This is a genomic window from Spirulina sp. 06S082 (assembly GCF_034932145.1).
Lineage (GTDB): Bacteria > Cyanobacteriota > Cyanobacteriia > Cyanobacteriales > Spirulinaceae > CCY15215.
Genome location: NZ_JAYGHV010000008.1, coordinates 24369 through 37126 on the forward strand (window position 1 = coordinate 24369; position 12758 = coordinate 37126).

19 protein-coding genes are annotated in these 12758 nt (G+C 40.1%); 6 read left to right on the plus strand and 13 right to left on the minus strand.

Annotated features, from left to right (window positions below; all coding sequences use genetic code 11):
- Positions 1–7: 7 nt before the first annotated feature.
- From VB714_RS01710 to VB714_RS01720, 3 genes are all read left to right on the plus strand, one after another.
- Positions 8–946: a hypothetical protein gene (locus tag VB714_RS01710; RefSeq protein ID WP_323220538.1), complete on the plus strand. Its 939-nt coding sequence runs from the start codon at positions 8–10 to the stop codon at positions 944–946.
- 174 nt (positions 947–1120) lie between these two features.
- Complete coding sequence (locus tag VB714_RS01715) at positions 1121–1558, plus strand: hypothetical protein (protein ID WP_323220540.1); 438 nt, start codon at positions 1121–1123, stop codon at positions 1556–1558.
- Positions 1548–1799 carry a hypothetical protein gene (locus VB714_RS01720; RefSeq protein WP_323220542.1) on the plus strand — a complete coding sequence of 84 codons (252 nt, stop codon included), beginning with the start codon at positions 1548–1550 and terminating at the stop codon, positions 1797–1799. Before VB714_RS01715 ends, VB714_RS01720 begins: the two co-directional genes overlap by 11 nt.
- A 269-nt stretch (positions 1800–2068) precedes the next feature.
- Here VB714_RS01720 and VB714_RS01725 read toward each other — a convergent pair whose 3' ends face one another.
- On the minus strand, positions 2069–2314 hold the full coding sequence (locus tag VB714_RS01725) for a hypothetical protein (RefSeq protein WP_323220544.1): 246 nt from the start codon (positions 2312–2314) through the stop codon (positions 2069–2071).
- A gap of 154 nt (positions 2315–2468) precedes the next feature.
- Between VB714_RS01725 and VB714_RS01730 the strand changes: the two genes are divergently transcribed.
- Positions 2469–2636 (plus strand): hypothetical protein, encoded by a 168-nt coding sequence (locus tag VB714_RS01730; RefSeq protein WP_323220546.1) that lies wholly within the window; start codon positions 2469–2471, stop codon positions 2634–2636.
- Here VB714_RS01730 and VB714_RS01735 read toward each other — a convergent pair.
- The 9 genes from VB714_RS01735 to hemE form a co-directional block, all read right to left on the minus strand.
- Positions 2624–2791 carry a type II toxin-antitoxin system RelE/ParE family toxin gene (locus tag VB714_RS01735; RefSeq protein ID WP_323220548.1) on the minus strand — a complete coding sequence of 56 codons (168 nt, stop codon included), beginning with the start codon at positions 2789–2791 and terminating at the stop codon, positions 2624–2626. The genes VB714_RS01730 and VB714_RS01735 overlap by 13 nt on opposite strands.
- A 111-nt stretch (positions 2792–2902) precedes the next feature.
- Positions 2903–3091: a hypothetical protein gene (locus tag VB714_RS01740; RefSeq protein ID WP_323220550.1), complete on the minus strand. Its 189-nt coding sequence runs from the start codon at positions 3089–3091 to the stop codon at positions 2903–2905.
- Positions 3092–3183: 92 nt separating this feature from the next.
- Positions 3184–3399: a type II toxin-antitoxin system HicA family toxin gene (locus VB714_RS01745; RefSeq protein WP_323220552.1), complete on the minus strand. Its 216-nt coding sequence runs from the start codon at positions 3397–3399 to the stop codon at positions 3184–3186.
- Between the two features lie 2 nt (positions 3400–3401).
- Entirely contained in the window at positions 3402–3647 is a 246-nt protein-coding gene (locus tag VB714_RS01750) for a type II toxin-antitoxin system HicB family antitoxin (protein ID WP_323220554.1), read from the minus strand.
- Between the two features lie 35 nt (positions 3648–3682).
- Positions 3683–4081: a hypothetical protein gene (locus VB714_RS01755; protein ID WP_323220556.1), complete on the minus strand. Its 399-nt coding sequence runs from the start codon at positions 4079–4081 to the stop codon at positions 3683–3685.
- Positions 4014–5324 carry a glycosyltransferase gene (locus VB714_RS01760; RefSeq protein ID WP_323220558.1) on the minus strand — a complete coding sequence of 437 codons (1311 nt, stop codon included), beginning with the start codon at positions 5322–5324 and terminating at the stop codon, positions 4014–4016. The genes VB714_RS01755 and VB714_RS01760 overlap by 68 nt, the downstream gene beginning before the upstream one ends.
- A 73-nt stretch (positions 5325–5397) precedes the next feature.
- Positions 5398–5994: an urease accessory protein UreG gene (ureG, locus tag VB714_RS01765; RefSeq protein ID WP_323220560.1), complete on the minus strand. Its 597-nt coding sequence runs from the start codon at positions 5992–5994 to the stop codon at positions 5398–5400.
- 27 nt (positions 5995–6021) lie between these two features.
- Complete coding sequence (locus VB714_RS01770) at positions 6022–7005, minus strand: NAD(P)-dependent oxidoreductase (RefSeq protein WP_323220562.1); 984 nt, start codon at positions 7003–7005, stop codon at positions 6022–6024.
- Positions 7006–7196: 191 nt separating this feature from the next.
- The gene (hemE, locus tag VB714_RS01775; RefSeq protein ID WP_323220564.1) at positions 7197–8255 is read right to left on the minus strand and encodes a uroporphyrinogen decarboxylase; all 1059 of its coding nucleotides are present in this window, start codon (positions 8253–8255) and stop codon (positions 7197–7199) included.
- Between the two features lie 106 nt (positions 8256–8361).
- Between hemE and VB714_RS01780 the strand changes: the two genes are divergently transcribed.
- Positions 8362–8805: a GTP pyrophosphokinase gene (locus VB714_RS01780; protein WP_323220566.1), complete on the plus strand. Its 444-nt coding sequence runs from the start codon at positions 8362–8364 to the stop codon at positions 8803–8805.
- Positions 8806–8828: 23 nt separating this feature from the next.
- Here the strand turns inward: VB714_RS01780 and VB714_RS01785 are convergent, their stop codons facing one another.
- Positions 8829–9716 carry a hypothetical protein gene (locus VB714_RS01785; RefSeq protein ID WP_323220568.1) on the minus strand — a complete coding sequence of 296 codons (888 nt, stop codon included), beginning with the start codon at positions 9714–9716 and terminating at the stop codon, positions 8829–8831.
- Positions 9717–9750: 34 nt separating this feature from the next.
- Positions 9751–10818 carry a hypothetical protein gene (locus VB714_RS01790; RefSeq protein WP_323220569.1) on the minus strand — a complete coding sequence of 356 codons (1068 nt, stop codon included), beginning with the start codon at positions 10816–10818 and terminating at the stop codon, positions 9751–9753.
- Between the two features lie 237 nt (positions 10819–11055).
- Here VB714_RS01790 and VB714_RS01795 point away from each other — a divergent pair, with 237 nt between their 5' ends.
- Entirely contained in the window at positions 11056–12306 is a 1251-nt protein-coding gene (locus tag VB714_RS01795) for a glycosyltransferase family 4 protein (RefSeq protein ID WP_323220572.1), read from the plus strand.
- Positions 12307–12387: 81 nt separating this feature from the next.
- On the opposite strand, the gene VB714_RS01800 is transcribed toward VB714_RS01795, so the two are convergent.
- On the minus strand, positions 12388–12758 hold a 371-nt coding region (locus tag VB714_RS01800), incomplete at its 5' end, for a DUF2335 domain-containing protein (RefSeq protein ID WP_323220573.1).

Consider the following 12758-nt stretch of genomic DNA (forward strand, 5'->3'; position numbering starts at 1 on the left):
ATTAATCATGTCAAATAATTTCAAAAAAATTACTGGTGGCTTATATAGCTTCATCGAAAACGAAAGTGTTAGAAATGCTATTGATAACGCTGGTAGAAAAAAAATTGTATTTGTAGAAGGTTATGACGATCATGTAATCTTCAAGATTTTATTTCAAGAACAATCTGACAGAATAGCTTTTGTGACAGATATAGATTTAGAACCATTGGGAGGCTGCAAGCAAGTTCAAGAATATTTGAGGCAAATTGTTAAAAATTTGACTCCTATTCAACGTCAAAAATTTTTTGGTATTATTGACAGAGATTTTAGAACGGATGAAGAAGTCGAACAAGAAGTAAATAACAGCATTTATGATGGTAGGCTGTATATATTTAAAAACCGTTATACAGTAGAAAATTATTTTATTGACTCAGAAATTATATATAATTATTTATACGAAAAATCTGTTAATAAGAAGATATTAAAACCAATAATGAGGTCATTGACATTAGATGATATTGAGCGAATAATTGATACTTTTTTTGAAGAATATATCACTATCGCGGCTGGTAATTGGACTCTTTTAAAAAAAAGAACAGACTTTTTAAAAGATAATCAAATTACTTCCGAGCAATTCGTTGTAAAAAAAGTTGTAAAAAAAATAATCAAACGATCCCCTGAAATATCAGAAGAACGAATCAAAGAAACCTATTATAAATGTAAAGAATACATTCAAAATGAAATTGCAAACGACACAAACAATAGACCAAAGTATATAAAAGGAAAATATTTCTTTTTTTACTTAAACCAAAAATTAAAAGCAAAAGCAAAAGAATTAAAATCATCAATCAAATTCAACGAAATAGAATGTAGTAAAGGCCATTTAGCCAGAATATTAAAAGATAGGCTACCCAATGAATTATTTATGATTTTAGAATTTATAAATAATAAAAATACCACTGTATAAAGAACTGTAGTAAAAACTATGCAGGTGCGATCGCCTTTGATGAGAGAGTTTGGAGAGTACGATCGCCTTTACTGAAGGAATTTTAGGGAGATGCGATCGCTTTTGGTGGAGACTTGCTAAAATGATAGAGATGTGATTATCTATGAGACGCTACGCGAACGTTATTTACCCAAAATGCCAGTTCTAGAAACCCAGAAAATTGTAGACGAGATTAAACAAATTACTATTCCTGTCATTGACTACAGGGATGATTTTCTTGGCTTTTATCAGTGCATGAAGAAAAATATCGACGAACATCAAGATTTCATTCAAGAAAAATTAGGCTATATCGATCTGATTGTTGTTGAAGACTTGTATCAAGATTACAAGCGATCGCCTCTCACCGATGTAGTCATTCAAACAAAAGAACGAGATATTTTTAATATTTTTGTCTTTGGCGACTTTGAGAAAGACAATCAAATTATCTGGGAATTATCCGAAGTTTTTTCTGAGTTTGTTGCTGAATTCGTTATCTTACCAATTTTCACAAGTTTTCCTAAAAATCTGTTAGTGATGAATAGCGGTCGTATCATAGAACAAGTCAAAGGTGGAATTATAATCTATGAAAGCTAAAGAGACATACATCGAGATTGCAGAACGTTATATTAATAGTGCAAAACAGCAATTATCGGCTGAAATTGGGATTCATGAAGTGATAGGATTTACCTGCTATCATGCTTTAGAATCTCTGGCTTGTGCAGTTATCGTTCATTTTAAAAGTACAATTCCCCTAAATCACGAAACAAAATTGAAAATGTTTTTGATGTGTCGATCGCATTATCAATCAAATTCTGAATTTAATCAAATAAATTGAGAAGTGCGATCGCGTTTATTTGTAAATATCTCCGCGAGAACCAATTGCTGTAACAATGTATAACAAGTTTTGGGGATCTTCTAGAATCAAAACTCTATATTTACCAACCCTCAAATGCAAACCCAGACGACCTTTTAAAGGTTTCAGATCGACTCATATTCGATCTGCCAAAAGCAATTTCAGTGCTTTAACAATGCGTTCTTGTTCGGCTGGCTGTAACTTTTTTAAATAACGTTCGGCTGAGTTAAGAATATTTAAACTCCATTGTATTACTCCAATTTTCCCCCAAATAATTCTATCTCAAGGTCTTGGAGAGTTTTACCCGGATCGCGTCCACTAATATAATCTTGCCAAGCTGCATCGCTAATTGCAATTTCTTCTGGAGAAATAACCTCATCTGTTCCTTCAACTTCTACAGGAGTCGGAACGATCGCTTTCAATTCCTCAAATAGCCGAATTTGCTCGATAAGAGAAAGAGTTTGAACTTGATGGAGTACCTCAGTATAAGTTGTCATACAACAATATTTCTGTGCAAATTTACCATTTTCATTATATCGCGAAATTATCGGAGGCGATCGCCTTTGATGAGAGGGTTTTGAGGAAGTGCGATCGCGTTTGATGAGATGATTTTTAGAAATGCGATCGCGTTTGCTGAGATGATTTTAGGAAGTGCGATCGCGTTTTCTAAGAGGAGTTGAGGAAGTGCGATCGCGTTGGTTGGGATGGTTTTTAGGGAAGTGCGATCGCATTTGTGGAGAGTTTTGGAGAAGGGCGATCGCGTTTATGTGGAGACTTGCTAAAATGATAGAGATGCGATCGCCTATTCAAATATCGTAAATTTCCCGACGATGACCAATTTTGTGAACTGCAATGAGTTTCAACTCAGAATTAAAGGAATAAATTACTCGATAATCCCCCACTCTTAGCTTAAATAAACCTGCCAAATTTGCTGTTAATGCTTGCGGTGTAATTTGTTCAAAATTTTCAGCCAACCAACTAATTTTTGCGATCGATACGTTCTGCCACAACTTGACTCAATTTTTCTCGATCTTGTACAGCATTATCGGTTAATTCCACTGAGTAGCTCATTTTACCATACTTTCCTAAGCAACTGAAGAATGATTAGATTGTTCATTTTTGGTCTGTTTTAATGATTCTAAAAGCTGTTGTTTTACTTCATCGCGAATACTTAAACCTTCATCAGGGTCGCCAAAATACTCTTCTAGACATTGCTCAACTATATGCCGAATTAAATCTTGTAATTGTTCTACTGTCATGTCTTTAACTTGCACGGCTTTTGTCTCCAATGGAAGTTCCTGCCGTTATTTTAGCAGAGTGAGGAGAGTTTGGGGAAGTGCGATCCGCGAAGCGAGTACCCATTTGTTTAAACATTATCCCATTCATCATTACTAATTCCAGCTTGTCTCAAAATTTCCTTCACCAAACCCACCGAAATATCTTTATTTTTATGAGGATTAGGAATGCGAATTTTTTGTTCATCTTTCGTCATAAACTGATGCTTTCCTCCAGAATAGGGTCCAGTGTAACCTAATGCTCTAAATTTACGAATCAACTCTTTGCGAGAAATAACAGAAGGCATTTTTAAACTTCTATCTCCTCAATAATTTTCAATTCTACTCCATCGACAATCGGCAAAGAATCTCCATCTCTTAACTTTAAAAGTATCCATTCTTCCAAAACCTCTAACAAATCCGTGCGACATTCTTCTACCGTATCGCCATTTCCCCATACTCCCTCAAATCCCTCAATCTCAGCAAACCAAGACTTATCTTCTAATTGTTTATATTGAGTTTGCTTTAATGCGGCTTCACAGTACCTTAAAAACATAAATCCTCAAATTTTGCCTTGACGACATCTCAACCTTAACACAGAAAGGAATTGAAAGTGCGATCGCGTTTGTTGAAAGTATTTTGGGAAGTGCGATCGCGTTTGCTAAGAAGAGTTTGAAGAGGTGCGATCGCCTTTGATGAGAAGATTTTGAGGAGATGCGATCGCCTTTGATGAGAGAATTTTGAAGAGATGCGATCGCCTTTGCTGAGAGAATTTTGGAGGAGGTGCGATCGCCTTTGCTGAGAAGGTTTTGAGGAAGTGCGATCGCGTTGTTTGAGAATGTTTAAAAAAGCGATCGCCAGCTTGAATACGAATTCTAGCGCGAAGTTCTTCAGAAATAATATTGCGTTACAGAGAGAATCTCTAGCTGGAGGCGATCGCCTTTTTTTCATCCCAAATCGGGCGATCGCCAAAAGAACGAGAAGATTCAAGATGTTGCGCTAAAATTTGACAAAATTGAGGAAAATCAAAGCGTTCGAGGGCTTTTTGTCTGAGAATCTCCGGCTTGAAAAGCGTTCGGTTGGGATGGGTTCCTTGTAAAATTGCCATGAGATTGTCCGCGATCGCCTCTGTATCTTCGGGATTTACTAAACAGCCATATTTTCCATAATCCAACGGTTCTACAGTGCCATCGCGATCGCCGCCAAGAACGGGTTTTCCGCAAGCAAGTGCCTCTAAATAAACAATCCCAAATCCTTCCCCTGTACTGGGTAGGGCAAAAACATCGCAGAGATTGTAATGATCGCACAATTCCTCATCGGCAATAAACCCCGCCAAAGTCACGCAATCTTGCAAGCCAAGTTTTTCAACAAGATTTTGAATGCGAGGCAGATCGTCTCCTTTCCCCCCCAGAATATAACGGACATTGGGCATCTGTTGGCGAATCTTGACTAAAGCCTGGAGGAGGCGATCGTAACCTTTATATCGTGCCGATTTCCCCAAGCGGGTTACGGTTAAAATAGTCGGCTGTTCTGGGGTTAAACCATAGCGTTGCAGTAAATGAGATGGTTTGGGTGCGGGTTGAAATTCTTCGCTGAGAATGGTATTGGGTAAAATGACTACGCGATCGCGATCGAGATTTTGTTCCGCGAGGAGGCGATCGCGGGTATAGCGACTGACAGCCAGGACGCGATCGGCATGACGCAGGGCTTGTTGACGTTGGGGATGGGCGAGATCCCAGCCTTCCAAACCGTGGACGACGATCCAATAGGGGGTTCCTGTCAGCCGTTTCAGCCAATAGCAAGGAATGCCGTAGTTGAGATGAGTTGCAATAACGAGGTGCGGACGTTCTACAATTCCTGCGATAATCGTACTAACCAATAAAAGCAAACTTTGCAACCATCGCGGAAATTTGCCCAAACAAGTAAAGTGGGTTTGGGGTTGAACGGGAATATGAGGAGGGGAAGTGCGATCGTATTTGAGAAAAACTCGGTAACGGGCGTGAGGGTAAAGATGCTGTAAGGCTTGGAGAAAAAAGGTAGAATAGACTTGCATCCCTCCTTTAAATCCGAAAATATTGGGAAAGAGGAGGAGAAAACCAGGACGTTTGGACGGGGAATTGAACATGATGGAAATTTTGGGGAGATGTGAGATATTCAGCGATCGCCAAATTGATTCGAGAATAAAGACTTGAAATAAAGTGCAATATATTCTTTCAATCTCTTCTCTGGTCATCTCAAGGATTTTTATGCAGCCGATCGTCCTTTTTTTACAATTTGTTACAAAAAATCGAAAATATGGCTAATTCCTAAACCTTATTTTTGAGAATGAAGTCAACAATAAAATCTAGCCCTTGTTTGGTTTTCAGATTAGTAAAAATAAAAGGGCGATCGCCGCGCATTTTTTTTGCGTCTCTTTCCATCACCTGCAAATCTGCACCCACTAAAGGCGCAAGATCGATCTTATTGATAACTAATAAATCTGATTTGGTGATACCGGGACCGCCTTTACGGGGGATTTTATCTCCTGCGGCTACATCGATAACATAAATCGTTAAATCGACTAATTCTGGGCTAAAAGTTGCTGCTAAATTGTCCCCCCCACTCTCCAAAAACACAAAATCTAAAGGGGTAAATTTCTCCTCGAGAGATTCGATCGCCACCAAATTCATAGACGCATCTTCGCGAATGGCGGTATGGGGACAACCTCCCGTTTCTACTCCCAAAATGCGATCGCTTGGCAAAGCCTGCGATCGCACTAAAAATTGAGCATCTTCTTGAGTATAAATATCATTCGTCACCGCCGCAATTTGATACTTATCTCGCAATGCTTTACATAAACTATCTAATAAAGCGGTTTTTCCCGATCCTACTGGACCTGCAATGCCAATCCGAAAAGCTGTCATCGTTTTTGATTCCTCGTTACTCGTGACTCATCGTTTTTGAACTCCACTAATTCTCATTAAATCTGAGAAAGTTGGACAATAATCAGATTGTCCAAATGTTGAAGGAAGAACGGGATTTTTGCAAGTAAAATGGCGATAATTCATACAAAAACGATCCCAAGGGGCAAGTTGAACTCGAAATATTTTAATGAAAATGTTAGCAAGCCATATTGATAAAGGAATTTGGAAATAAATTCGCTTTCCCAGATACTGACACGCTTCCTGTATCATTTCCTGTAAAGTTATGGGTTGACTTCCCAAAACTAATTGTTTTAGATAAATATCATCTAATTGATCGATAACATTATAAGGAATAGGATTATCAACTAAATATCTAACAACATCGGCAATATCTTTGGCGTGAACAATATGAAAACTGCCATCAGCTTTGAACCAACGTGCTAAACCAACCCATTTCATTGCATCAACAAAACCGGACGAAATATGCGAATAAGGTTTGTCTTTACCATTGCCCCCAAATACTAATGTAGGAAATAATACAGTGATTTTATCCGCAATTTTTAGGCGAGGGAGTTGGGTTAAACAATCATATTTAGAACGAATATAATCTGTTCCCAATTCACTTGCTTCTTTGAGAATTTGATGATTGCGATCGAGAATACTCGCTGTAGAAAAATAAAGAACTTGTTGGCATTTATTAACATCTAACAAGTTCATTAAACGAGTTGTTTTAATAACATTAGTATCTAATACTTCCGATGCTCCTCCCCAGGCACTCGCTGCTAGAATGGCCACATCTATTGTTTTGAGTAAATCGGCAAAGCGATCGATTTCTCGTAAGTCCCCATGCAAAATATGAACCCCAGGACGAACTTCATAATCAAATCCTACTTTTTGAGGATTTCTAACCAGAAAAAATAGTTCGTGTTGAGTATTTTGAATTAAAGTTTCGGCAATATAGTGACCGATACAGCCACTCCCACCGGTGATAAAAATCCGCTTGGATGTCATTTTCAGTGAACAATAAACAAAGGGAACAGGCAAGAGGCAATAGGCAATGGGCAAGAGGCAATGGGCAATGGGCAATAGGCAATAGGCAATAGGCAATAGGGAACAGGCAAGAGGCAATAGGCAATAGGCAATAGGGAACAGGCAATAGCAAAAATCATGGGGGTTTGGAGACCAAACCCCTACCGCAAAAATTAGGCAAAGGTTAGTAGTTTATTCGCTTGTTTTGCTGTTTCAAAAAAGAAACGAACATTCTCTTCTGGGGTACCGGGTAAAACACCGTGACCGAGGTTAAAGATATGCCCTTTCGGTCCTGCTTTTTTAATCGTATCGAGAATGCGATCGCGGATAAAATCTTGAGAACCAAATAAGGCACCGGGATCCATATTTCCCTGCACTTTCATCTCCGATCCGAGGCGCTTTCTGGCATTGGCTATATCTACCGTCCAGTCTACGCTAATGATATCAACTCCTGATTGTCCCATGCGCTCCAGAACGCCGGCACTGCCACTAATATAAAGAATTAAAGGGGTGTCGGGATGAGTTTCTTTGACCAGTCGGACAATATGCTGTTGGTAGGGAAGAGCAAATGTATCGTAATCTTGAGGGCTGAGTTGTCCCGCCCAGGAATCGAACAATTGTACGATTTGCGCTCCGCTATCGATTTGAAAGCGCACATAAGTGGCGATCGCATCGGCGAGTTTGCTTAATAGTTTATGCAGAATTTCCGGTTCGGAAAAGGCCATCTTTTTAATAATGGCGTAGTTTTTCGAGCTTTTCCCTTCTACAGCATAGGCGGCTAGGGTCCAAGGAGAGCCGACAAAACCTAAAACCGTGGATTGGTTGCCCACTTCCTGACGCAGGGTTTGTAGGGTCTTTTTGACGAAGGGTAGCGCGGATTCGGGATCGAGGGGGTGAAGTTTGTCGATTTGTTCTTGGGTGCGAATGGGGGGATCGATCATCGGTCCCTTATTTTCTACAATATCAAAGGGAATACCGATACCGGGTAAGGGGGTCAGAATATCGGAAAACATAATTACGCCGTCGGGTTGAAAGGCGCGCCAAGGTTGTAGAGATATTTCGATCGCCAGATCGGCATTCTCCGATCGCTCTCGAAAACTAGGGTATTTGTCGCGCAAATCTCGGTAAACTTTCATATAGCGCCCGGCTTGCCGCATCATCCAGACTGGTGGGCGATCGGCTTGTTCTCCTTTAGCCACGCGCAGCAAAAGCGGTTCTTGGGTTGCCCCCATTTCTTTATTCTCCGTGTTCGGTTTACTAAATTTTTTTACTAATTTTTTTAGCAACTTTTCATTTTAAACACCCGAACAACTCCTTGTAAAGCAAATGGAGAAACCCATGCTGGAAAATCCCCTCGCAACTGCCATTGAATTAGCCAAAAAAGCTCATGCAGGTCAAGTTGATAAAGCAGGACAACCCTATGTTGAACATCCTTTGCGGGTGATGAATGTTTTGGAAACAAGAGAAGAAAAAATCGTTGGCGTTTTGCACGACGCGATCGAGGATTCCGATCTGACCTTGGCAAAGTTGCAAGTATTGGGTTTTTCTTCTCGCTGTATCGAGGCGATCGCGGCTATCACAAAACAGGCAGGAGAAGATTATCAGGCTTATTGCGATCGCGTTATGGCCAATGAAATGGCTTTAAAGGTAAAAATTGCAGATATGACTGATAATATGAACCTCGATCGCATTGCCCATCCCACAGAAAAAGATTATCAACGTCTGCAAAAATATCAAACGATCTTGCCGCAATTAAAAGCAGCCTTAAAAAAGAGGAATTAAAAAATAATCCCTCTTTTTAAGTTTTAAATTTCAGCGTAGGCGCGATCGATGATATGTTTTGCGATGGTTTGCGTTCCCGTATGCTCGTAATAATTGGTGGTCATATCGAGGAAAGCGGCCAAATAATCGAGTTTATCATCAGCAATTTCGATGTATTTACTCAAGTGTTCGGTAATGCGATCGACACTTAAATTTTTGGACTCGACAAAATTATTCATCCATCCCGTTACCGACCCAAAACTATTACCGATAAAATCCAATTTTCCCGAAGAATTTTTGCCTGGAATCATATCGCTAACTTTGCTAAAAGCAGGATTTTTTTCCAATTCATTAGCACTCAAACCTGCAATAGTTTCTTGCGCTTTTTGGATAAAATCTGGACCTAAAGGAATCATACCATCAAAACAAACCAGCGCCGCCATTCGCATAATTGATTCGCCGCCATAATCTGCCAAAGACTTGACAAAATCGCCGATATTATCCCCTGGAATTCCGTTAATCGAACAGAAAGTCAGTAATTCAACCACCAATTTCAGGCACAGATCGATACTTTGAGCCTTATCTGCTTTGGGAGTAATTGTGTTTAAAAAGCCGAGAAAACCGATTTTTTCTCCTACCTTATTCGCCATAGCCGCCGCCCCTAATGCAGTGCCAGTACTATCGATGGTTTGATAAAGCCATAACGCCCGTTGATAGCCTTCAGACTTGTCATTGTAGAGCCAAATCACCCGCTCGCCAATTTGATGAACGAGATCGTCGTCATCTTCCCCAGTCACCTGACGAATTGTGTTTTTAAAACCCACAATATTTTCCCATTCTCCAGGGACAACAAAATCGAGGGCGTTTAATGCCTTAACAGTAATATTCCCAGTAGGAAGATTATCTACAATTTCATAAAAAGGCTTACTCATGGTTTTCTCCAGTGTTTATTATGGGCATTTAATGTTACTTAACTAATTGGGCTAAACCGGAAAGATCGAATTTTTGCAACCAATCTTGGCGATCGCTTTCGCTAAAGGAAGTATCGCTAGACATGACTTGAATTTGCAAGCGATCTTTCACCAAAACTCCCGTTCCTTTTGTGCCTTTTTGAGCGACAGGATAGCCTTGAATTTTTTCTTTGCTACCTGCGTATTTTGTGGCAGAAGCGGGAGTGCTGATAATATCAGAGACCGAGAGTAAGGCGACTTCTTTACCTCCTTTTTTCAGCTTGGCTTGAGCAAATCCTTTCTTCTCTTGGGCGAAAACAACATCATAACCGTTCCCAGGTTTGGGAAAGAACTTGTTAAATTGTCCGCCTTTAATTGCATCTTTGGCAACAGCTTCGGCTTTACGCTGAGTGCTTTCTTTTTGCGTATCTTTGAATTCCTGTTTAGTTTCTTGTTTCGTTTGTCGTGTTGGTGGCGTATTGGCGATCGGTTTAACGAGGTTTTCTAAACCCGAGAGATCGAACTTAGCCAGTAATGCTTGGCGATCGCTTTCACTAAAAGACGCATCTCGAGAGAGAACTTTTACCTGAAAGCGGCCAACTAGAACCCCTGTACCTTTTGAGCCTTGACTCGCTGAAGGATACCCTTTAATTTTGCTCGTACTGTTAGCAAATTTATCTGCAGCCGTAGGAGTGCTGGCAATATCGGAAATAGAGATCGCGGCCAATTCTGTACCGCCTTTTTTCCACTTTGCTTGAGCAAATCCCGTTTTTTCTTGAGCATAGACGACATCATAGCCATTGCCAGGCTTAGGAAAGAACTTATTCAACTTCCCACCCGCTACAGCATTGTCAGCAACAGCGCTGGCACCTCGTGTGCTGCTTTCTTTCTGAATTTCCTTGAGGCTTTTCTGGGGAGAGGCTTGGGGGCTTTCAGGGGTTGTGGTTGTTGTGGTGACATTCTCCTGCTGGCTGTCTCGGTCTGCTTGTGCAAACTCAGAAGGCGTTGAGGTGCAAGCGGTAAAGCCAAACACCGCCAGCACAATAAAGATCGCGAATATCTTCTTCAATTTAAACAAGTGCATCTTCCCTCCGGTCAAAATTTAGACTTGTCTTCCATTGTCGCTTGCAATTTCTAGATTGACGCGATCCTTAACTTTCCTTTACTGGAAACAAAAAGCATAAAAGCATTTATTGATCAGCAAGCAAGATGCTTGCACGACTTCAATGAGATACTGTAGTGGGAGCGTCTCGCTCCCTAAATAGCGTCTCGCTCCCTAAATTTTGACTAAACTGCGTCAGTTCCGAAAAAGAAGAAAATAATGCGAATTTTACTTTATTCCTACAACTACTATCCCGAACCTATTGGTATTGCTCCCCTGATGACGGAGTTGGCTGAGGGGTTGGTCAAGCGCGGCCATGAAGTACGAGTTGTAACGGCTATGCCTTGGTATCCTAGAAGTGAGATTTACGAGCAGTATCGTGGCAAAATTTATCTGACCGAAAAGATCAATGGCGTTATTGTTCAGCGCTGTTACGTGCGATCGAGTAAAAAGCGGACATTTTTCAATCGTGCTTTATTTGAATTGAGCTTTATGGTTTTGAGCTTTTTTCAAGCATTATTTGCTCAATATAATCGGCGACCGGACATTTTGATTTTAACAGTTCCAGGGTTGCCTGTTGGCATTCCTGCATCGATTTTGGGTTGGATTTATAAGTGTCCTACGATTCTTAATTTACAAGATATTTTGCCCGATGCGGCGGTTCATGTAGGATTATTAACTTCCAAAACAGCAATTAAAGTTTTTACTCAGCTAGAGAAGTATAATTATCGCACAGCAACCAATATTTCTGTGATTTCCCAAGGATTTACAGACAATTTATTGGGGAAAGGCGTTTCCGAGGAAAAAATTACACTTATTCCCAATTGGGTTGATGTAGATTTTATTAAACCTTTATCAAAAGAAGATAATTATTTTCGTCGCGAGAATGAATTAGAGGGAAAATTTATTGTTTTATATTCGGGCAATATTGCTTTAACTCAGGGTTTAGAAACGGTTATCGATGCAGCAGAATATTTACAAGATATTGCTAATATTGCAGTGGTGATTGTGGGAGAAGAAAGGGCATTAGAAAAACTGCAAGAATATTGTTTAGAAAAACAGGTTAGCAATGTTACATTAAGACCATTTCAACCCCGAGAAAGATTGCCGGAAATGCTTTCATCAGCAGATGTTGGTTTAGTGATACAGAAAAAGAATGTAATTTCCTTTAATATGCCTTCCAAAATTCAGGTTTTATTGGCAAGTGGTCGTGCAATTATTGGTTCTGTTCCCAATACGGGGACGGCTGCAAATGCGATTCGTAATAGTGGGGGTGGGATTGTAATTCCGCCAGAAGATCCCCAGGCTTTAGCTGATACAATTCGCGATTTATACAATCATCCAGAGCAGGTTAAACTGTTAGGAGAAGCTAGTCGCCAGCACGCGATCGCCAATTATGCCTTTTCTACAGCGTTAGATCGCTATGAGGCATTATTTGAGAAATTATTAGTACAAAACAAGAAAAATTAATCTTGTTTGGGAAGGCGATCGCTTTTCTTAGGGGTTGGGAGGAGATGCGATCTCTTTACGGGATATAGGTTTACGAGCTACTCAATCTTCGGAAGTTCCATCCAATAAAGCATTTCTCTTTTCTTTACGTTCTTGAGATCGCTTATTAGTTCCATATACAAACACACTCACTAAAGAAACTAATCCTCCACTTGCTAGTACGCCTCCTGCCAGATCATGACCCTGAATGATGATGTAAGCGCTAGTGCCTAAAAATAAACAAGCAATAACAAAACCTAAAATGAGTCCTGTCCACGAGCGTTTTGCATCTCCAAAAATAACAACTTTTTCTAATTCCATACGATGGTTGGATTGCCGTTCAGTTAAATCAAATATTCTCGTAGCTAAACCCGGTATTACGATATCATAAGCCTTAAGAATTTCAGGGGGAGGTAATGGACCAGAAAAACTTC

What these genes read in the sequence shown, in the direction of transcription:
- VB714_RS01760 (WP_323220558.1), bottom strand. Translation starts at nt 5,324, where the DNA reads ATGACCAGAGAAGAGATTGAAAGAATATATTGCACTTTATTTCAAGTC.
- hemE (WP_323220564.1), bottom strand. Translation starts at nt 8,255, where the DNA reads ATGGGGGCAACCCAAGAACCGCTTTTGCTGCGCGTGGCTAAAGGAGAA.
- VB714_RS01715 (WP_323220540.1), top strand. Translation starts at nt 1,121, where the DNA reads ATGCCAGTTCTAGAAACCCAGAAAATTGTAGACGAGATTAAACAAATT.
- VB714_RS01790 (WP_323220569.1), bottom strand. Translation starts at nt 10,818, where the DNA reads ATGCACTTGTTTAAATTGAAGAAGATATTCGCGATCTTTATTGTGCTG.
- VB714_RS01745 (WP_323220552.1), bottom strand. Translation starts at nt 3,399, where the DNA reads ATGCCTTCTGTTATTTCTCGCAAAGAGTTGATTCGTAAATTTAGAGCA.
- VB714_RS01785 (WP_323220568.1), bottom strand. Translation starts at nt 9,716, where the DNA reads ATGAGTAAGCCTTTTTATGAAATTGTAGATAATCTTCCTACTGGGAAT.
- VB714_RS01770 (WP_323220562.1), bottom strand. Translation starts at nt 7,005, where the DNA reads ATGACATCCAAGCGGATTTTTATCACCGGTGGGAGTGGCTGTATCGGT.
- VB714_RS01750 (WP_323220554.1), bottom strand. Translation starts at nt 3,647, where the DNA reads ATGTTTTTAAGGTACTGTGAAGCCGCATTAAAGCAAACTCAATATAAA.
- VB714_RS01710 (WP_323220538.1), top strand. Translation starts at nt 8, where the DNA reads ATGTCAAATAATTTCAAAAAAATTACTGGTGGCTTATATAGCTTCATC.
- VB714_RS01780 (WP_323220566.1), top strand. Translation starts at nt 8,362, where the DNA reads ATGCTGGAAAATCCCCTCGCAACTGCCATTGAATTAGCCAAAAAAGCT.
- VB714_RS01795 (WP_323220572.1), top strand. Translation starts at nt 11,056, where the DNA reads ATGCGAATTTTACTTTATTCCTACAACTACTATCCCGAACCTATTGGT.
- VB714_RS01725 (WP_323220544.1), bottom strand. Translation starts at nt 2,314, where the DNA reads ATGACAACTTATACTGAGGTACTCCATCAAGTTCAAACTCTTTCTCTT.
- VB714_RS01720 (WP_323220542.1), top strand. Translation starts at nt 1,548, where the DNA reads ATGAAAGCTAAAGAGACATACATCGAGATTGCAGAACGTTATATTAAT.
- ureG (WP_323220560.1), bottom strand. Translation starts at nt 5,994, where the DNA reads ATGACAGCTTTTCGGATTGGCATTGCAGGTCCAGTAGGATCGGGAAAA.